The following is a 21,453-nucleotide window of genomic DNA, read 5'->3' as shown; positions in this document are numbered from 1 at the left end:
TATATAATTTAAGGAGGAATAAATAATGAAGAAAATAACAATAGAAGGAATGTCTTGTGGGCATTGCAAGGCTAGAGTAGAGAAGGCTTTAAGTGAATTAGATGGAATAACTTCAGCTGTTGTAGACTTAGAAGCTAAAACAGCTACAATAGACGGCGATGCATCAGATGAAATTTTAAGAGAAACTATAGATGATGCAGGATATGATGTTATATCAATAGAATAATCAATTTTTCTAAAAGTAGAGATGCTAAACTATTTTAATAGTGGCATCTCTTTTTCTGTATATATTGGAAAATAAAATAATAATAATGTAGAGAATAATAAATGTTTGGAGGAATTTTTATGAACCCACTATGGGTAACAAGTGGAATAGGCATTATTGCCTTAATATTTTCATTCTTAACTGCAAGTTGGATTGGAAAAAAGGAGGTAAAGGATAAAAAATTGAATGAAATTTCATCCTATATACAAGATGGAGCTATGGCATTTTTGAAAAAGGAGTATAGATATTTAGCGGTATTTATTATAGTAGTATTTGTAGCTATTTCTATTTTTCTAAACATAAACACAGCTATTTGCTTTTTAACAGGAGCATTATTCTCTATATTATCAGGGTTTATTGGGATGAAGGTAGCGGTAAAGGCTAATGTCAGAACTACAGAGGGTGCGAAAGAAGGGATAAGTAAGGCTTTATCTTATGCATTTTCTGGAGGTTCAGTAATGGGGTTATCAGTAGTAGGATTAGGTATACTTGGATTGAGTTTATTGCTAATTATATTTAAATTTAATGGAGAGTATGTAACCGGATTTGGACTTGGTGCTTCTTCTATAGCGCTTTTTGCTAGAGTTGGAGGCGGCATATATACAAAAGCTGCAGATGTTGGAGCGGATCTAGTAGGAAAGGTTGAAGCTGGAATTCCAGAGGATGATCCTAGAAATCCAGCTGTAATTGCAGATAACGTTGGTGATAATGTTGGTGATGTTGCTGGGATGGGTGCAGATTTGTTTGAATCTTACGTAGGAGCTATTATTTCAGCTATAACATTGGGATTAATAATTAATATAACTAAAGGTAATGAAGAGGCACTATATCCTATTGCATTATGTGGCATAGGGGTAATAGCTTGTATAATAGGTTCTATTTCTATAAGATGCAGTAAGGGCGATAATCCCCAAAAGATTTTAAATAGAGGAACATATATTGCATCAGCTATAACCATGGTAGCAGCAGCTTTTTTAAGTAAATATTATCTAGATAGTTATAAAGGATTTGTGGCTGTTTTGTCAGGGATTTTAGTAGGAATATTGATAGGTAAAATAACTGAAATTTACACATCTTCAGACTATAGATCAGTTAAAGAAATTGCTAATGAATCAAAAACTGGAGCAGCTACTAATATTATAGCTGGTCTAGCTGTAGGTATGAAATCAACAGTGGCACCTATAATTTTAATATGCATAGGTGTGTTAGTAGCATATTTCTCTATGGATGGAAATACTACAACATTAAATGGGCTATATGGAATAGCATTATCTGCGGTAGGAATGTTATCTACAACTGGGATTGTAGTTGCTGTGGATGCCTACGGGCCAATAGCTGACAATGCAGGTGGAATAGCGGAAATGGCAGGACTAGACAAATCAATTAGAGATATAACAGATAAGTTAGATTCAGTAGGGAACACTACAGCTGCAATAGGGAAGGGATTTGCAATAGGTTCAGCAGCACTTACAGCCTTAGCTCTATTTGCCTCTTATGCACAAAGTGTAAAAATAGAAAAAATTGATTTATTAAATCCATTAACATTGGTGGGGCTTTTAATAGGTGGAATGATTCCATTTTTATTTGGTGCACTTACGATGGAATCTGTAGGAAAAGCAGCAGTAAAGATGGTTGAAGAAGTCAGAAGACAATTTAGAGAAAAACCAGGGATAATGGAGGGAAAAGATGATCCGGATTACTCTACCTGTGTTGAAATATCTACAGAAGCTGCTTTAAAGGAAATGATAATACCGGGAATATTGGCAATAATCATACCTATAGCTACAGGGTTATTGTTAGGTAAGGATGCTTTAGCTGGACTATTATGTGGAGCTGTTTCCACAGGTGTATTAATGGCAATATTAATGGCTAATGCAGGTGGTGCTTGGGATAATGCTAAAAAATATATAGAGTCAGGAGAACTTGGTGGTAAAGGTAGTGATGCACATAAAGCTGCTGTTACTGGAGATACAGTGGGCGATCCATTTAAAGATACCTCAGGACCATCTATGAATATATTGATAAAATTAATGACTATAGTATCTTTGGTATTTGCACCTTTGATTGCAGAATATGGAGGAGTTTTGTTAAATTTATTTAAATAGACCTTAAGATGGCATGTATTCTTTTATTCCATAGTTTTGTGATATAATGAACTAGTAAATATTTCTTGAATTATAATAATTTATAATGTGAAGAATATAAACAAATCCAAGTATACGGAGGACAATAAATGGGAATAAAAGAAACAATATTAAATTTCATGAAAGAACAGGCTTACAGGCCAATGGATATACAAGAATTAAGCCAAGTTTTTGATATACAAAGAGATGAGTATAAAGCATTTAAAAAATGTATTAAATCTATGGAAAGAGAAGGCTTAATTATTAGGAATAAAAATGATAAGTTAGGTGTTCCAGAAAGAATGGGTTTAATAACTGGTAAACTTCAGGTTCATCAAAAAGGCTTCGGTTTTTTAATACCTGATGAAGAAGGCAGACAAGACGTGTTTATTCCAAGTTCGAACATGAATGGGGCCTTAAATGGAGACAGAGTAGTAGCAAAGATTCTTAAAGAAGATGTTGGAGCTAAAAAATGTGAAGGTGAAATAAGAGAAGTAATAGAAAGAGCTAATAGAAGCTTTGTAGGAGTATATGAAGATTCTAAAAATTTTGGATTTGTAGTTCCAGAAGATAAGAGGATTCAAAATGATGTTTTTATATCTAGAAAGGATAGAAATGGAGCCGAAACTGGAGATCTAGTTATAGTTGAAATAGTTAAATGGGCAGATCAAAGAAGAAATCCAGAAGGCGTAGTTACAGAGGTTTTAGGTAAAAAAGGTGAAAAAGGGCTAGATATACTAACGATTATTAAAAAATATGGACTTCCGGAAGAATTTCCAGATAAGGTTCTTAACTTTGTAGAAGGTATAGAAGAAGAAATCTCAGATAAAGATTTAAAAGGAAGAAAAGACCTTAGAAATATAAAAATGGTAACTATTGATGGAGAAGATGCTAAAGATCTAGATGATGCTGTATCCATTGAGAAATTAAAAGATGGAACTTATAAATTAGGAGTCCATATAGCAGACGTTACTCATTATGTTAGAGAAAAAAATCCTTTAGATAAAGAAGCATTAAAGAGAGCTACATCTGTATATTTAATAGATAGAGTTATCCCTATGCTTCCTAAAAAGTTATCTAATGGAATATGTTCATTAAATCCTAAAGTTGATAGATTAACATTAAGTTGTAGCATGATAATAAACAAAGACGGTAAGGTTATTGATCATGAAATATATGAGTCAGTAATTAAAACATCTGAAAGAATGACCTACACTGATGTTACTAAAATACTTAAGGATGGAGATAAGGATTTAATAGAAAAATATGAGTATTTATATGAAGACTTTAAGGCTATGGAAGAGCTTTGTCATATCCTTAATAATAAGAGGTTAAAAAGAGGAGCAATTGACTTCGAATTTGAAGAATCTAAAATCATATTAAATGATCAAGGAAAACCGATAGATATAAAACCATATGACAGAGAAATAGCAAATAGAATTATAGAAGAATTTATGCTTGTATGTAATGAAACAGTGGCTGAGCATATGTTCTGGACTAAACTTCCGTTTGTATATAGAATACATGAAGACCCAGATACAGAGAAATTAGATAAATTTAAAGAATTCATATATAACCTAGGATATCCAGTAAGATGGACACAAGAAGTTCACCCTAGATTGTTACAGGATGTATTAGATGAAGTAAAAGGTAAAAAAGAAGAAACTGTAGTAAGTACATTGTTACTACGCTCTATGATGCAAGCAAGATATTCTCCAGAATGTACAGGACACTTTGGATTAGCAGCTAAATATTATTGCCACTTTACATCACCTATTAGAAGATATCCAGATCTTCAAATTCATAGAATAATAAAAGAACATCTTCATGGAAAAGTTGATGAGGGAAGAAGCACCAAACTTGTTAATATTGTGGATTATGCAGCTAAACAATCATCAGAAATGGAAAGAGTTGCACAAGAAGCAGAAAGAGAAGTAGATGATCTAAAGAAAGCAGAATATATGTTAGATAGAATAGGGGAAGAGTTCGAAGGAATAATATCCTCTGTTACAAGCTTTGGAATATTCATACAATTACCTAATACAATAGAAGGCTTAGTTCATATAAGCGATTTAGATGATGATTATTATATATATGATGAAAATCATTTATGTTTAATAGGAGAACGAACTAAAAACATATATAGATTGGGTGATGATGTTAAAATTAGGTGTGAAAAGGTGGATATTCCTAACAGAGAAATTTTCTTTAAACTTATTAAAGATGAAGAAAAAACAGAGGAGAACTTTGACATCAAAGACTTTAATAAGCAGGGTTTAGAGGAATATGTTGACACAAATGAAGAATCAAAAAGTGAAGAGGAAGTTTTTTAGGTAGGCATTAAGCCTACCTTTAATTATTGTTTTAATTAAATTTAAAATTTTATTATAAGTTTCTCTAATCCTACATAAGCAAGACAAATATTGACTTCGTTGTTTAACAATTAACAATACTATATAATTATTCTTGTAGTTTTTTGAAAGAGTATACGTTTTAACTTGATTATTAGGGGGAGAAATGATGAAGGATAAAAAAAGAAGAAAGAAAAGCATTAGGGCAAAGCTATTAGTGTTTTTCTTACTTGTTGCACTTAGTTCATCGATAATTTTATCAATAACAAACTATATATTGGCTAAGAATGTTGTAGTTAATACTGCTAATAATATGTTGGTAGAATTAGGACAACAAACTTCGGAAAGAATGAATGGAAAGTTAGAAAATATATCTGATAACATAAAAAGTCTAGCAAATAGTGGTAGGCTAATTGATGTAACAAATGAAGAAAGAAATGAAGTTTTGAAAAAATATTCTGAAGAGAATGAGTATTTTTCTATGGGGGTAGCAGATTTAGGTGGGAATATTATTTACACCAATGGAGAGGAAGATAATCTTTTAAATAAGATATTTTATGAAAGATCGCTTCAAGGATCAGCTGCAATAGGAGATCCGTATTTTTCTATGCTAGAAGGAGATGTATTTGTTGTGCCATTTTCAGCTCCTATTGAAAAGGATGGAGAAATAGTTGCTATCTTGGTTGGGTTAATGAGAAGTAATAAAATAAGTGATTTCATAAGTACAATCAAGATTGGTGAAAATGGAATAGCTTATGTAATATCAGATCTTGGCGATGTAATCGTACATCCAGATAAAACTCTTGTAGACCAAAAAGAAAATATAATTAGAAAAGCAGAAGAAGATCAATCATTAAAACCTTTAGCAGAAATTCATGAGAAGATGATTAAAGGAGAGATAGGTACAAGTTCCTATTTATATAAAGGGGTAGAGAAATATGTAGGCTATGCACCTATAGCTAAAACTGGATGGTCTCTTGCAGTTGCTATACCTAAGGAAGAATTGTTAAGTCAGTTAGATGAAATGAAAGAAGCATCACTAATTACTATAGCTTTGGCAATGATAGTAATAATAGTGCTAGGATACTATATTATAAACTATATTATAAAAATAATTAAGAAAGTAGAAAACAATGTAGTAACACTATCAGAAGGAAATTTTGTTTTTGAGGTTGATGGTAAGCTACTTAAAAGAGAAGATGAATTTGGAGAAATAGCTAGTTCCATACTTAATTTAAAAAATTCCCTAAGAGAGATGATTAAGGATGTTATAGAAAGTTCAGATAGAGTTGGTGGAGAAAGTGAATCATTAACTAAAATAGCTAAAGATTTTAGTGAAACTACTACTAATATTGCTAAAGCAGTTGAGGAAGTTGCAGCAGGAACTAATAATCAAACACTTTCATTAAGCAATATGGTGAATATATCATCTGAATTTGAAAATACATTGGATGGAATATCTTCAAAGTTTAAAGACGTAGCAAAAATGGTAAATGACATTCATGGAAAGTCTAATATAGGGAAAAAAGACATAGAAGAGGTATCGCAAGAGTTTAGTAAAATGCTTAATACCTTTAACGAATTTAGAGAAAAACTAGAAGCCATGGGTAAAAACATAGATGAAATAAATGAAATTACATATTTAATAAAAGGAATATCAGAGCAGACAAACCTTTTAGCACTTAATGCAGCTATTGAGGCAGCTAGTGCAGGGGAAGCTGGGAAAGGCTTTTCAGTAGTAGCTGAAGAGGTAAGAAAACTTGCTGAAAGAAGCAAAGAAGCCTCTGAAAATATACAAAAAATAAGCAGTAAGGTATTAAATGATAACAAGAATATATCAAGAGGAACAATAGAATTAAATAAAGAGTTATTGACGCAAAAAGATATAATAATAAAAACATCAGAAGCCTTTGAAGAAATAGCTTCCTCTCTAAATAATGTAGCGCCACAAATAGAAAACATGGTAAAAGCTACGGATATATTAGATAAAAAGAAAAAAGAGCTAATAGATGATATTAATTTAGTATCATCAATATCACAGCATGTATCCTCCTTTGCAGAAGAAATTACAGCATCTGCAGAAGAGATGAGTGCAGCAAGTCAAGAGATATATGCATCATCAGAACTTTTACATGAATCTTCAGAAAAGGTTCAAGAAGAACTTGAAGTCTTTAAAATAGATTAATTAAAGTATAGAGCTTTATTGTTATGGACAGAGTTATATATTATAATAGTAAAAGATAATAAAACCAAGTAGGTGATATAATGGTTAGAAAGAGTAACAATAAAACTTTAGCGGAAAATAGAAAAGCTCATCATGATTATTTTGTAGAAGAAGCTATGGAAGCAGGAATAGAACTTGTAGGAACAGAAGTAAAATCTATAAGAGCAGGAAGAGCTAACCTAAAAGAATGTTATGCAGAAGTAATAAATGGAGAAGTGTTTATTAAAAATATGCACATAAGTCCCTATGAGCAAGGAAATATATTTAATGTAGAACCACTTAGAGTTAGAAGATTACTTTTACATAAAGAAGAAATAAGAAGACTTATAGGTTTAGTTCAACAAGTAGGATTAACACTTATCCCTTTATCTTTATATTTAAAAAATGGAAGAGTTAAAGTTAACTTAGGAGTTTGTAAAGGTAAAAAGAATTACGATAAGAGAGATTCTATGTTAGAAAAAGCTCATAAAAGAGATGTAGAAAGACAAATGAAAGAAAGAAGCAGATACTAGTTTAAAGAAGCTATTACAAAAATGTTTTGTTATGGCTTCTTTTTTATTGGAAATTTGAGGTATAATTTATTTATGTCAACTAGTGAAAGAAGGTAAATGGAAAAATGGGAGAGTACAAAGATATTACAAGAGGACAATTATTTATACGAATGATGATTAATCCAATATTTATAGCAGTTTATTGGTTTTCTTTTTATAATCTATATACCTTGTGTAAGTTTGGAAGAATGAATAACAACCTTACAATGCTGCTTTTATGCTTAGCATTTTTTGTTGTATATTTAATAATTTTTATAGTAAGGAGTCTTAAGAAGCCTATAACCATAAGAATAAGAATTAAAAATAGAAGTATAAGACTGGCTTATGGTGTTATTGCATTAATTTTTATGTTTTCATTGTTTATATTTTATGGAGGTAAGATATATAAAACCAGCATGAATTTTAATGGGAAACTTTCATGGATATTAAAGGATTTGAAGGATAAGAAAACAGTAGAGCTTAAGCATAATAATATATATGAGGATGGAATAGAAGGAATACTACAAGATATTAATAAAAAAGTTCCTATGGCACAAAAACTATATATAGCAAATGGTGTTGACATTAAATTCGATAAAGAAGGAACAATAACCTCATTTAATACCTTTTTATATGGCAAAAATGATAAAGACACACTGGAAAGCTATTTAATTAGCTATAATAAAAATGAATCAAGTAAGATAACAATATATCTACATGGAAATGTAAATGGGGACTTTAATGAGGACAAACTTCTAGAACCACTTATAAGTACAATGAAGGTTATTCCACTTAAAGAAACTATAAGCAAATGGGACGAAAATCAATATGGTATTCTTTATTCAGGAAAAAGAAGCTTTGGATATAATGGAAGCGGAGTTCTTTATATAGATTCAGAAGGAAAAACAAGGGCAGTTAAAAATAGGGATCCAGAGATAATAGGATATGCAGTATCCGTATATGTACCAGGAAAAGAAAGTGCACTTACACCCTACAGATATATACTAGTAGAGGATTTAAATAATATCAAAAGTGAAACTCTAAACAAAGGAAGCAAAGATATTCCTAAAGAAGAGAGTAATGGAGTAGATAAATTTTACTTATCAGAAAAAACAGGATATAGATTAGAAGTAACAGATGCAGCAGCGGGGAGTAGAGCTTATGCACTAGAGAAAACCTTAGATGGTGGAACCAAATGGTCACTTATAAATGGTGATCCATTCTTAGGGAATATTGGAACAGCAGGAGGAATAGTTTTTTTAGATGAAAGACTAGGATTTATATGTTTAGCGCATAGTGGTGGTGCACGTGGAGAATTATATAGAACGGAAGATGGGGGAACTACCTTCACAAAGATAAGTTTTCCAGAAGTAAAAATACCATTAAATGGATCAGAACCATATAATCCTTTTGACCTTCCTGGAATGCCAACTAAAGAAGGAGAAGATCTTAATATATTAGTTGGACAAGGTTCAGATGGGGATTATAATGGAGGAATTAAGGCTCTTTATAGATCAAAAGATCAGGGAAAGACATGGGAGTATGTAAAGGAAGATAAATGATAGTTGATTTAGTGAAGAAGCAATTACAATGAGAGTAGTTGCTTCTTTCTATGCTTGAGATTTTTCATGTGGGAAAAATAAGATTTTATGTAAACGAATTAACAACTGTTTGAGCAATAAGTTATAATAAGTATATATACGTAGTGAAGTTTAAATACCAAGGATGGATTAAGAATAATAGAGCAATACCTAAAAAATAAATGGGGGAGTAAATATGATTTTTGATCCTAAAAAAGTAAAGACACTAAATGATTTAGAGATGATCGTTTATCAATATGTTGTGGATAATTTAGATGAGGTTTCAAAAATGACCATAAGAGAATTGTCAAATGTGTGTCATGTATCTCCATCAAGTATTCTACGTTGTTGCAATAAATTGGGTTTCTCTGGCTATGCCGAATTTAAGTATAAGATTAAACAAAAGGTTGATGAATACGACTCACAAGCAATTGAAGAGTTTTTTGATTTAGGTTCACATATAAAGGGGTTTTTAAAGGATGTAAATAAACAGGATTATAGAAAGGTTTTAAAACCTGCTATAGATATGATAGTAAATGCTCGTCATATAGCTTTCTCAGGAATAGGGACTAGCGGTATATTAGGGGAGTATGGAAGCAGATATTTTACAAACATGAAGATGAATGCCTACAGTATATCAGATCCTTTTTACCCAATTCCACCTAGAGGACTTGAAAATACCTTAGCCATAATTATTTCTGTATCAGGAGAAACCGTACAGATGATAGAGAAAGCTGAGGATTTTAAGAGATATGGAGCTAAGGTTCTAAGCATTACAAACAATGAAGAATCAACTTTAGCTAGAATTGCTGATTATAATTTGTCCTATTATATGCCAGAAGTGAAAAGCAAGGAAGAGACATACTTAAACCTAACAACTCAAGTTCCTGTTGTAACCTTAATTGAATTATTAGCCCATCAAGCTTATATAAGAATGAACAAAGAACAAGAAGATTAATTTTTCTTGTTTCTTTTTTTGGAATACGTTCCTAAGAATATGTAAAATATATAAATTTATGTAAACATTTTTTATAATATAAGTGTAGGCTTACAGAAAAAATATAGGAGGGAAGGATAATGTTAAAGAAATTTCTAACTGGAGTTTTGACCTTAAGTATGATTTTTACAAATGCTAATCTGGTATTTGCACAGGGGAACGCGGTAGTTGATAAAAATAACTACCAGGCTAATGACGCATATTCTTATATAGTTTCGGCAACCTCAGGAAAAGTCATAAGCGTTGCACAAGATGGCTCACTGCTTGAGAATGTTGATCAAACCAATGGAAATGACCTTGGAGACAATGCATTATTTACAGTCCAACAATACCCGGCTGTTAATCGTATTCAAATAAGCAGAGTAGATAATCCTAGTAATGTTTGGGTAAGCAACAATGGAAACCTATTAGCAAATGGAACAAAACAAAGCGAGATGACAACAGGCAAGTGGGAAGGCTTTGAGACAGAAATAGTTGATGGAAGTTCAGGTTTATTAAGATTAAAGAATTTTGAAGGAAAGTATATAAATGTAGCTAACAACAAATTAACTATAGGTACAACCAGTTCAGATCAGGCAGAAAAATTCTATATAATTTCACCTAAATACAACGATGTTAGTGTATATATTGAACATAAACAATCAGGAAAATATATAAAAGCAGATGGGGTTAATGGTAATCCAATAAAGGTTACTGGAGAAAAAACAAATGGAGCAATTGGAGATGACCTAAGATTTTTCCCTTTATATGGTTCATATGATGGGGTTCCAGTAATGAACTTTGTTTCTAAAGCATTTTCAAACCTAGCTTGGAAATCAGGTGGAGCAGAAGAAGTATTCCAAAATGCAGATGTAAAAGCATGGGGATGGGAATCCATAATAGTATCACCTAATGGAGATGGAACAGTTTCCTTTAAAGATTCACAAAATGGCAGCTATATTACTGTAGTGGATCAAAAAATGAGAAGAGGCTACACAGGTGAGCTTACTAACAATGAAAAGTTTGTTATCCACTCAGTTACAAAACCAAAGAAGGTTTCAAATGTACAAGCTACTAATACAAATGATACATCATTTAATGTTTCTTGGAGTGGTGTTACTAATAGTATACTTACTGGATATAAGGTTGTTGTAATTAATAAGGCAACCTTGGCGCAAGTATTTAATAAAGAAACAAGTGGAACCTCACTAAACGTTACGAACTTAACACCTGGAACTAACTATACAGTAATGGTTAGTACAGTAAATGGAGATAGTCCACAATCTGAAAGTGTAAATATTGATGTTCAAACCACAAATGGTTCAGGACCAGTTACAACTAGTAATTTAAGTCTTAAGGAAGTTCAAGGAGGACTTCAGATATCTTGGAAGGCAGTTGATGGAGCAAACAGCTATCAAATATATCGTGCTAGAAGTGCTTATGATAGAGATGGCTACAAGAAAATAGCAGAAGGAATCACTGGACTAACCTATACAGATACTAATATAAACTCAGGCAAGTACAATAACTACTACAAAGTTGTAGCTGTAAATTCAAATGGAGCATCAGGATTATCTGATGAATTCACATCTTTAGAAAAAGAGATGTTTGGAGAAAACATGATTTTCTTCTCCCCATTTGATGATATAGCAAACATTGACAAGGTAGTATTAGATATATTCAAACTACAAAACGACATAGAAAAAGATGCACAATTTAATGAAAATCGTTTCTCACTTTACTTTAAACCAGGAGATTACACAAGCACAAGAACTATGCCAGTTGGATTTTATACTCAAGTTGCAGGACTAGGTAAAACACCTTATGATGTAAAATTAAACAATCTAGAGGTGCCAGCATATTTAGCTAATAACAATGCAACCTGTAACTTCTGGAGATCAGTAGAGAACTTCTCAGTTATAAAAACTGGAGATAACAGCTCTTATTATGGAGGCTGGAGACCAGATCAATTTAACTGGGGAATAGCACAAGCAGCACCAATGAGAAGAATATACTCTCAACGTCCAGTAAGCTATGACTGGAATTATGGATGGGCAAGTGGTGGATATGTTGCAGACAGTCTTATTGAAGGAGTTACAAGTGACGGTAACAGCTCAGGAACCTTCTCAGGACAACAATTCTATACAAGAAACTCGAATGTAACTGGAAAAGTATATGGAACAACCCTAAATGCCTTTTATCAAGGAGTTATTGCACCTAACTTACCAACAGCACAAACAGGAACACAATTACTAAAAGGCAACGGCTATAGCAACTGGGCAATTCCGACCTCAGATAATCAACAACAAGTTAATACAAGTATTACAAACACTCCAAAAATAAAAGAAAAACCTTTCCTATTCTTAGATGATGATGGAGAATATAAAGTATTTGTTCCTTCACTTAAGACTAATAGTAGAGGAATTTCATGGTCTAGAACCAGTATGGGAACTGGTAATGTTGTTTCCTTAAATAACTTCTATATAGCAAAAGAAGGGGATACAGCTAGTAAAATAAATGGGCAATTAAGCAGTGGCAAAAATATATTCTTTACTCCTGGCGTATACCATGCAGAACAAGTAATAAATGTTAATAATCCAAACACTGTTGTTTTAGGAACTGGTATGGCATCAATTATTCCTGATAATGGAGATGCAGCTATGAAAATTGCAGATGTAGATGGAGTTACAGTAGCAGGATTAATATTTGATGCAGGAGCACACTCAAAAGCATTATTAGTAGTTGGACAAGATGGAGCAAATAAAGACCATTCATCAAATCCAACACTTTTATCAGATTTATTCTTTAGAGTAGGTGGAACCACAAGTAGCTTAACAAAAGCAGATGATGCTTTAATAATAAATAGTGATGATGTAATAGGAGATCACTTCTGGATATGGAGAGCAGACCATGGTGCAGGTGTAGCTTGGAATGGAAACACATCAAAACATGGATTAATAGTAAACGGTGATGATGTAACTAGTTATGCACTATTCAATGAACATTTCCAAGATTATGATACCCTATGGAACGGTGAAAATGGAGCAACCTACTTCTATCAAAATGAAAAGGCATATGATCCAATAAGCCAAGAAGCATGGATGTCCCATAGTGGCACTGTAAAAGGCTACGCAGCTTATAAAGTAGCAAACAATGTAAACAACCACTATGCAGTAGGACTTGGAATCTACAACGTATTTATATACACAGGTCCAACCTATGATTCAACAGAAGTACAAATAGAACTTGAAAATGCAATTGAAGTACCAAACAAAGAAGGCGTAGTTGTAGAAAATGCCTGCATACAAACCTTCGCAAATGAAAATGCAGTAATGCAAAAATTTAATCACATCATAAATGGAACAGGTGAAGGCGTAAGCAGCGGTATCGACAAAGTAACAGGAGAAAAAGGAGAAGGCTGGTCACGTAAATTTATCCTAAGCTATAAAAACGGTAGAACTGTTAGAGGCTTCAACGGAAGCATAATAGAACAAGGATATCAGCCAACAAATGAATAAGAGTTAATATGAAGGAGCCTTAGGGCTTCTTCTTTTTTTAAAAAATAATACCTAGTATTAAAATATTTTTTAGCCTTAGATTAGCTGCTAAAACTTAAGAAAAACCAATATCTTTGAGGAAGTGAACAATTAGAACCTCTTTAAATTTATATATTGACATAAATAAAAGTCTAAAATTAAATTTTTATTAAAAACACTAAAATATTAATAATATATTAAGCGAAATAAATATTATATTACATATTGACACTAATATAAATATAATATTAAAATATTATCAAGACGTGAGTTGCAACTCACGAGATAGAAAGGGGGAGTTTATAATGGCATATAAGGGATTTGCAATTGATAATTATCTTGATGCAGAAAAAGTTACAAAAGAGCTGGATGAACTTATAAAAAAGCCAGTGCATTCAATAAAAAAAGAGTATTTAGATGAATATATAGAAGAATACTTTAATAAAAAATGTACTAAGTCAAAAGAAATGATTGATGAGGCAAAAAATATTATTCCAGGGGGAGTTCAGCATAACTTAGCCTTTAACTATCCATTTCCAATTGTTATAACAAAGGCTGAAGGGGCAAAACTATATGATGTAGATGGAAATTGGTATTATGACCTTTTACAAGCAGGTGGACCTACTATACTTGGAAGTAATCCTCCTAAGGTTAGAGAACAGGTAATTGAACTTTTAAATACCTGTGGACCATCAACAGGACTTTTCCATGAATATGAATATAAGCTTGCAAAAAAAATATCTGATATGGTTCCATCTGTAGATATGTTCCGTATGTTAGGTTCAGGAACAGAAGCTTGTATGGTTGCAGCTCGTATTGCAAGACTTAAAACAGGGAAGAAAAACATCTTAAAAATGGGAGGAGCTTATCATGGATGGTCAGATCAGCTTGCCTATGGTATAAGAGTTCCAGGAACAAAGGGTATGATGTCAAAAGGGGTACCTGGTTTTGTATTTAAGCATACCGATGAATTTTTCCCTAATGATTTAAATGATTTAGAAAGAAAGCTTTGGAAAAATAAGTTCTATGGTGGAACAGCAGCAATATACATAGAACCAATGGGACCAGAAAGTGGGACAAGGCCTGTATCTAAAGAATTTATTAAAGGAACAGAAGAATTAGCCCATAAATATGGAGCACTTTTAATATTTGATGAGGTTGTAACAGGATTTAGAATAGGTAACAGCGGAGCACAAGGGTATTTTGGTGTAGACCCTGACTTAACTGTGTTTGGAAAAATCATAGCAGGAGGATATCCAGGAGCTGGAGGAGTAGGTGGACACAAGGATTGTATGGCCTACCTAGGAGCAGGACTTGATTCTTCTGGTAAAAAAGTATCTAAGGCTATGTGTGGAGGAACCATGGCAGCAACTCCAATTTCTTGTGTAGCAGGATATTTTGCTCTTTCAGAAATAGAAAGTACAAATGCTTGTGAAAAAGCAGGACGTATGGGAGATAGACTTACAGCAGGACTTCAAAAATCAATAAAAAAATATGACCTACCATTTGTTGCATTTAATCAAGGCTCAATCTGCCACTTAGACAATGCAGGAACTATGCACTTTAGCGTTAATCTAATGAAACCATGGAAGATTCCAAATGTATTAAAAGAAACTGGTATACGTCAAAAAGAAATGGAGCACATGGGGGCAGCTTATATGGCTGAAGGAATAGTTACCCTAGCAGGCTCAAGACTTTACACAAGTGCTGCTTACACAGAAGAAATGGTTGATGATTTGTTAGTAAGATTTGATAGAGTATTCTCTAAGTGTGGACAGATTTAAAAAGGGGATTTAGCCTTGAAAGGAGGGTATTATGGCATATTCTATAAAAGAGGGTAAAGACTTAGTTATAAAGGCTGGTAAGATCTTAGTTGAGAGTGGACTTATTGCAAGAACTTGGGGAAATATTAGTGCAAGAATATCTGATACACAATTTGTTATAACACCAAGTGGTTTAGCTTACGAAAACCTAACTCCAGATGAGATAGTAGTTGTAAACATAGAAGACTGTTCTTATGAAGGAAACATTAAACCTTCAAGTGAAAAGGGAATTCATGCAGATGGTTATAGGTTAAGGAAAGATGTAAACTTCATTATTCATACCCATCAAGTAATGGCATCAGCTATTAGTATAGATGGAAAAAGTATAGAAGTTTATAATGAAGAGTTTAAAAAAGTACTTGGAGAAAAAGTGCCTTGTGCAAGTTATGGAATGCCTTCCACAAAAAAACTTAGAAAAGCTGTTGAAAAAGTCATAAGTGAAAACAAAAATAGCAACGCTGTTTTAATGAAATATCATGGAACAGTATGTTATGGCAAAGACTTAGAAGATGGGTTTAATATTGCAGAAACTCTTGAAAAACTTTCAGAAGATAAGTTTAATAAGATATTTTCTGAGAAAGAGGAAACCGTAAGCCTATTTAAGGATTATGGGAAAAGTTATCGTAAAGGGGTAAAATTCGTTCTAAATTATGAGGGGAAAACTGAGGAATATACAGTAGGAGAGGTAAAAGAGGAAGCTCCTAAGGTAGTAAAATTACATGAAGCTATATATAAATATAGTAAGGTGAATAATATTATTCATGGAAAAGAAGAAGCTATATTAAAAGTCTGCAGAGAGGGCCATGTGCTTAAGCCCTATCTTGATGACTTAGCTCAAATTGCTGGAGTAAATATAAAGTGTTTAAAAGATTCAGAAGATAATATAAAGAATATAGCAAAGGAATTAAAAAATAAAAATGCAATTTTAATAGAAGGAATAGGAGCTTTATGCACAGGAATAACAGAAAATGAAGCTGAAGCTGTGGATATGGTGTTAAACAAAGGGTGTATAGCAGATATTTATGGAACCAAGTTAAATCTATCTCCTTTAGGCTCACTAGATGCTAATATTCAAAGAATAATCTATGTAAAAAAATACTCAAAACAGAAAGATAAAGAGGTATAAAAGAAATGCTAAGAAAATTGACAGAAGAAAAAATAGAAGAAATTCTAGAAACAGGAATAGCAGAGTTTGCTGAAAAAGGTTTAGACAGAGCCAACGTTAATGTTATTGCAAAAAATGCAGGAATAAGTGTGGGGGTATTATACAAGTATTATGGAGATAAAGAAACCTTCTTCTTAGCTTGCCTTAGAAAAAGTCTCAAGGTTTTAGAATCTGTGCTTAAAGAAGTAGTTGATAGTGAAGATAAGATTTTGGTTAGGGCTGAAAAAATGATACGTGCAGTACAGGCTTATTCAAGAAAACACAGCAACTATATAAATATGTATAACGAAATAACCTCAGGTGGAAGTAAAAAGTTTGCAGAGGTCCTTGCAAAGGAAATAGAAACAGTAACTTCAAAAGCCTATAGTGAATTAATAGAAAAAGCCATGAGAGATGGAGATATAAGAAGTGATATAAATCCTCGTATGTTTGCCTTTTTCTTTGATAATTTACTAACCATGATGCAGTTTTCCTATAGCTGTGATTACTACAAGGAAAGAATGAAGATTTTCTGTGGTGAAGATGTGGAAAACAGAGATGAAGAGATGATATCACAGTTACTTAAGTTCCTAGAATCTGCATTTACTTTCAATCAAGCAGAAGTAATACACAAATAATAGAAGAGGTTGAGATCCTCCACAAATAAAAATTAAATAAATTGGGGTGCAATTGCACGAAAAGTAGGTGATGGTATGATATATGTAATTGCTTATGACATTGGGACAACTGGTGTAAAAACTTGTCTTTTTAGTATTGAGAAAAACATAGAATTAATAGCTCATGCCCACAAAGGATATAATCTTTATATGATGGAAAACGGCGGTGCTGAGCAAAACCAAGAAGAATGGTGGGAGGCTATGTGCTTAACCACCAAAAAGATATTTGAAAAAACCTCAATAGAACCTTCTGAAATATCAGGAATCTCCTTCTGCTCCCAAATGCAAGGGCTGGTGCTTGTAGATAAGGATGGAGAACCTGTAAGAAGACCTATGAGTTACATGGATCAAAGGGCAGAAAAAGAAATAAAAGAGTGTATGGGAAATGGTATTCAAGTATCAGGTGCAAATGTCTTTAAACTGGTAAGAAGTTTAATGATTTCAAGAGCAGCTTCAACAAGTGTAAAAGATCCTGTATGGAAATATAAATGGGTTCAGAATAACGAACCAGAGAATTTTAAAAAGGTGTACAAGTGGTTAGATGTAAAAGAGTATCTCATAAATAAGTGTACAGGAGAATTCATAATGACTGAGGATTCAGCCTTCTCAACTCTTTTATATGATACAAGAAAAGATAAAGAAGGTTGGAGTCAAGCTTTATGCAAGATGAATGGGGTAGATATGAATCATCTGCCGAAAATAATAAAGTCTACCGACATGGTAGGGGGACTTAGGAGAAAATCTGCTGAAGAATTAGGTTTAGTAGAAGGAACACCTGTATTTGGAGGAGGAGGAGATGCTTCCTTAATAGGACTTGGAGCAGGTTGTGTTGAACTTGGAGATACTCACATATATTCTGGAACCTCTGGATGGGTTTCAACAGTTGTGGACAAGCAAAAGGTTGATATAAAAAGAATGATAGCCTCAATAGTTGGAGCACAAACAAGATATTATAACTACTTTGCAGAAATGGAGACAGCAGGGAAGTGCCTTGAATGGGTGAAAGACCATCTAGCCTTAGATGAGATTGATATATATCTTGAGAAAAAGCAGATAATAGAAAGTGACGAGGCCATTTATAAAAGTCTATATGAGTATCTAATTAAAACCATAAATGAAATAGGACCAGGAGCAGGTGGAGTAATTTTTACACCTTGGCTTCATGGAAATAGATGTCCCTTTGAAGATCCAAATGCCTCAGGAATGTTTTTTAATATAACCTTAGAAACAGGAAAAACAGAACTTATACGTGCTGTACTAGAAGGGATATGCTTTCATCTAAGATGGATGCTTGAGGGACAAGAGGAAAAAATAAAAACATCAAAAACCATTAGATTTGTTGGAGGGGGAGCCTTATCAGAAACCACAGCTCAGATATTAGCAGATATTACAGGGCATAAGATAGATATAGTAAAAAATCCTCAAAATGTAGGAGCAGTTGGAGCAGCAGCCTTAGTTGGGGTAGGCCTTGGGGTTATCGAAGATTTAAAAGCCATAAAAAACTATATACCAGCAGTAAAAGTATTAGAACCCAATAAAGAAGCAAAAAAGATCTATGATAGAAACTTTGAAGTATTTAAAAGATTATACAAAACCAATAAAGATAATTTTAAGTATATTAGAAATAGTATTTAAAAGTAATTTATATGATACAATCACCTACAAAATGAAATATAAATTAGAAGACAATGGAGTCATCTTAAAATAGATGGCTCCGTTTTGCGTTTTGTAGGTGAAAAAAATTAATAGAAAGGATGATGCCATGTGAAAATACTCTTAAAAAATGGGAAGATTTATGATGGAACAGGAAATAAACCTCGACATTACTTTAAACCATTTATAAATCAAGGGATAACCACATTTGTAACAGGAAACTGTGGACTATCACAGGCTGGTTTTGAGAAAAACAGTCCTTATATTAAAAATATTGGTGGGGGGCTATTTTCCCATAAAGACACCACAAAAGAATATGGTGATATGGGAGAGTTTTTTGAAGCAATACACAAAAACAATCCTTGTAATATTGCAGCCTTAATAGGACATTGTTCAGTTAGAGCAGGACTTATTGGATTAGAAAATAAACCCTTAACTCAAGAGGAAGAAGAAAAAATGTTAAATATCCTAGAAAAAGCCTTAGAAGATGGAGCCTGTGGAATATCTTTAGGTTTAATGTATGAACCAGGTTTATATGCAGAGACAAAGGAACTAAAAAAGGTTTCAGAGCTTTGTATAAAATATGATAAACCTCTTACAATTCATCCAAGAGCAAACTCCGCAGTTTCAATGGCATACCCTGAACTTTTTGGGCGTTCCCATTTATTAAGAGCAGTTGATGAACTTGTGGAAATATCAAAAGGAACAAACCTAAAGCTTCAGTATTCCCATGCAATATTTGTAGGAAGAAGATCCTTTAAAGATAAGGATGAATTTCTTTCAATAATTCATAAATTAGGTGAAGAGGGTGTAGATGTTGGGTTTGATATCTATCATGAATTAATGGGAGTATCAGTTATAACAGTAATTCTTCCAACCTGGTATCAAGCTATGGACTTAAAAGAAAGAGAAAAACCAATAAATAAATTAAAACTATGGCTTTTATGTAATGCATCAAGTAGGTTATTAGGTTTTGGATTTAATGATATAGAAATAGCATATATAGGAGAAGGATTCGAAGAATTTGAAGGTAAAACAGTACATGAAATTGGGAAAGAATTAAATAAATCAGATTTAGATACCTACCTTTATTTATGTGAAAAAAATGATTTTAAAGGAAGAGTAAATATGAAACCCTACAGCACAGAAGAAATAATAAGCGAACTATCAAAGGAGGATAGCTGCATATACATGACGGATGCTTGGGTTGAAGATAAGGGAGTTCAAAATCCAGCTATATACGATTGTTTTCCAAAATTTCTAAGAGCCTCACTATTAGGAACAGGAGATAAGATGGAGAGAACCATAAGAAAAATGACAGGACAAACCTCAGATAGATTTTCTCTAAAAGACAGAGGATACATTAAAGAAGGTTACTTTGGAGACATTACAATCTTTAATGAAGAGAAACTAAAAAATACCCTTCCAGATCAAAAGAAAGCCTTTGGAATAGAAAAAGTATTTATAAATGGAAAACTAGTATTAGAAAACGGACTCTTAGATGAAGAAGCCCTAAAAACTTCAGGTCATGCAGTAAAAAGTGTATAAAGAAAAGGAGGATAAAATGAAAAATAAAGATGATAACCTAAAGAGAGAAATCATTCGTGGCATTAAATTTGGTATATTCTCAATATCAGCAGGAATCATAGAAATAATATCTTTTTCAATCTTTAATGAATTAACAGACTGGCCTTACTGGCCAAGCTATGTGATAGCAGTAATACTATCAGTAATATGGAACTTCACATTAAATCGCAGATATACCTTTAAATCCGCAAACAATATAGCAGTAGCAATGACAAAAATCCTTGCCTTTTATCTAGTTTATATACCAGCATCAACACTAATAGGAAACTATCTAGCAGACACCCTGCACTGGAATGAATACCTAGTAACCCTCATAAACATGGGAGCAAACTTCATATTAGAATTCCTATATGACCGCTTTTATGTTTTCAAAAAATCCATAGACACAAACCATCTAGCAAAGAAAAGCTCAGTATAACTTAGATCCTCTTAATTACTAGGGTTAATTAAGAGGATTTTGCATTGATGCTTTGTACTCATCTAATAGGTAGAAGCATTCCCAAGCATTATGGAGAATATATAATGAAATGGACACTCTATATTATATTTAAATAGTAGGATTTCTGTCACAAGTTATTGAAAAAATTTCAAATTTAAGGTTTTAAGAGGAGTTTAATGGAGCTTGAGAAGAAGCTCCTACAGTGCAGAAGTTAAAAGGAATTTAATGGAGAATTCCTGCGGAATCTCCTACAGTGCAGAAGTGCACTTCTGCTCGGTAGAAGCGTTCCTCAGTTTCAATCTAATCCTTTTAGAAATTTAACAATATTTTTTATAAAAAGATGAATAAAGAGTAGGCAGAAAAAGTAGACTACCTATTGAATGTCTGAATGTCTGAATGTCCTAATATCGTAATGTCACAATATCACAATGTCTGAATGTCGCAATATCTTAATATCGTAATAGCACTATATCCTAATGTCATAATAGCGTATTTATATTGTATTATGGTGAAGTTAAAAGGAATTTAATGGAGCTGAGGATCGC

Annotated in this window: 14 protein-coding genes; all 14 read left to right on the top strand. The window is 32.7% G+C overall.

Going from position 1 to position 21,453, the window contains the following annotated elements; all coding sequences use genetic code 11:
- Positions 1-25 precede the first annotated feature (25 nt).
- The gene (locus tag B3N22_RS18880) at positions 26-226 is read left to right on the top strand and encodes a heavy-metal-associated domain-containing protein (RefSeq protein ID WP_414632248.1); all 201 of its coding nucleotides are present in this window, start codon (positions 26-28) and stop codon (positions 224-226) included.
- Positions 227-345: 119 nt separating this feature from the next.
- Complete coding sequence (locus B3N22_RS18875) at positions 346-2,370, top strand: sodium-translocating pyrophosphatase (protein WP_286909545.1); 2,025 nt, start codon at positions 346-348, stop codon at positions 2,368-2,370.
- A gap of 128 nt (positions 2,371-2,498) precedes the next feature.
- Complete coding sequence (rnr, locus tag B3N22_RS18870; RefSeq protein ID WP_286909543.1) at positions 2,499-4,721, top strand: ribonuclease R; 2,223 nt, start codon at positions 2,499-2,501, stop codon at positions 4,719-4,721.
- A gap of 187 nt (positions 4,722-4,908) precedes the next feature.
- Positions 4,909-6,924 (top strand): methyl-accepting chemotaxis protein, encoded by a 2,016-nt coding sequence (locus B3N22_RS18865; RefSeq protein ID WP_286909541.1) that lies wholly within the window; start codon positions 4,909-4,911, stop codon positions 6,922-6,924.
- Positions 6,925-7,004: 80 nt separating this feature from the next.
- Complete coding sequence (gene smpB / locus B3N22_RS18860; RefSeq protein WP_021800678.1) at positions 7,005-7,475, top strand: SsrA-binding protein SmpB; 471 nt, start codon at positions 7,005-7,007, stop codon at positions 7,473-7,475.
- Between the two features lie 104 nt (positions 7,476-7,579).
- Positions 7,580-9,055 carry a WD40/YVTN/BNR-like repeat-containing protein gene (locus B3N22_RS18855; protein ID WP_286909538.1) on the top strand — a complete coding sequence of 492 codons (1,476 nt, stop codon included), beginning with the start codon at positions 7,580-7,582 and terminating at the stop codon, positions 9,053-9,055.
- Positions 9,056-9,269: 214 nt separating this feature from the next.
- On the top strand, positions 9,270-10,031 hold the full coding sequence (locus tag B3N22_RS18850) for a MurR/RpiR family transcriptional regulator (protein ID WP_286909536.1): 762 nt from the start codon (positions 9,270-9,272) through the stop codon (positions 10,029-10,031).
- A gap of 119 nt (positions 10,032-10,150) precedes the next feature.
- On the top strand, positions 10,151-13,567 hold the full coding sequence (locus B3N22_RS18845; protein WP_286909534.1) for a fibronectin type III domain-containing protein: 3,417 nt from the start codon (positions 10,151-10,153) through the stop codon (positions 13,565-13,567).
- Between the two features lie 323 nt (positions 13,568-13,890).
- On the top strand, positions 13,891-15,369 hold the full coding sequence (locus B3N22_RS18840; RefSeq protein ID WP_286909533.1) for an aspartate aminotransferase family protein: 1,479 nt from the start codon (positions 13,891-13,893) through the stop codon (positions 15,367-15,369).
- Between the two features lie 31 nt (positions 15,370-15,400).
- Entirely contained in the window at positions 15,401-16,534 is a 1,134-nt protein-coding gene (locus tag B3N22_RS18835) for a class II aldolase/adducin family protein (RefSeq protein ID WP_286909531.1), read from the top strand.
- A 5-nt stretch (positions 16,535-16,539) separates the two neighbouring features.
- Positions 16,540-17,190 carry a TetR/AcrR family transcriptional regulator gene (locus B3N22_RS18830; protein WP_286909530.1) on the top strand — a complete coding sequence of 217 codons (651 nt, stop codon included), beginning with the start codon at positions 16,540-16,542 and terminating at the stop codon, positions 17,188-17,190.
- A 75-nt stretch (positions 17,191-17,265) separates the two neighbouring features.
- Positions 17,266-18,864: a xylulokinase gene (locus B3N22_RS18825; RefSeq protein ID WP_286909529.1), complete on the top strand. Its 1,599-nt coding sequence runs from the start codon at positions 17,266-17,268 to the stop codon at positions 18,862-18,864.
- 129 nt (positions 18,865-18,993) lie between these two features.
- Complete coding sequence (locus B3N22_RS18820) at positions 18,994-20,430, top strand: amidohydrolase family protein (RefSeq protein WP_286909527.1); 1,437 nt, start codon at positions 18,994-18,996, stop codon at positions 20,428-20,430.
- 16 nt (positions 20,431-20,446) lie between these two features.
- On the top strand, positions 20,447-20,887 hold the full coding sequence (locus B3N22_RS18815; RefSeq protein ID WP_286909526.1) for a GtrA family protein: 441 nt from the start codon (positions 20,447-20,449) through the stop codon (positions 20,885-20,887).
- Positions 20,888-21,453: the final 566 nt, after the last annotated feature.

The organism is Clostridium sp. UBA1652 (assembly GCF_002320975.1).
Lineage (GTDB): Bacteria > Bacillota > Clostridia > Clostridiales > Clostridiaceae > Clostridium_T > Clostridium_T intestinale.
The sequence above is the reverse complement of the archived record's forward strand: the minus strand, read 5'-3'. Positions and strand labels throughout refer to the sequence as shown.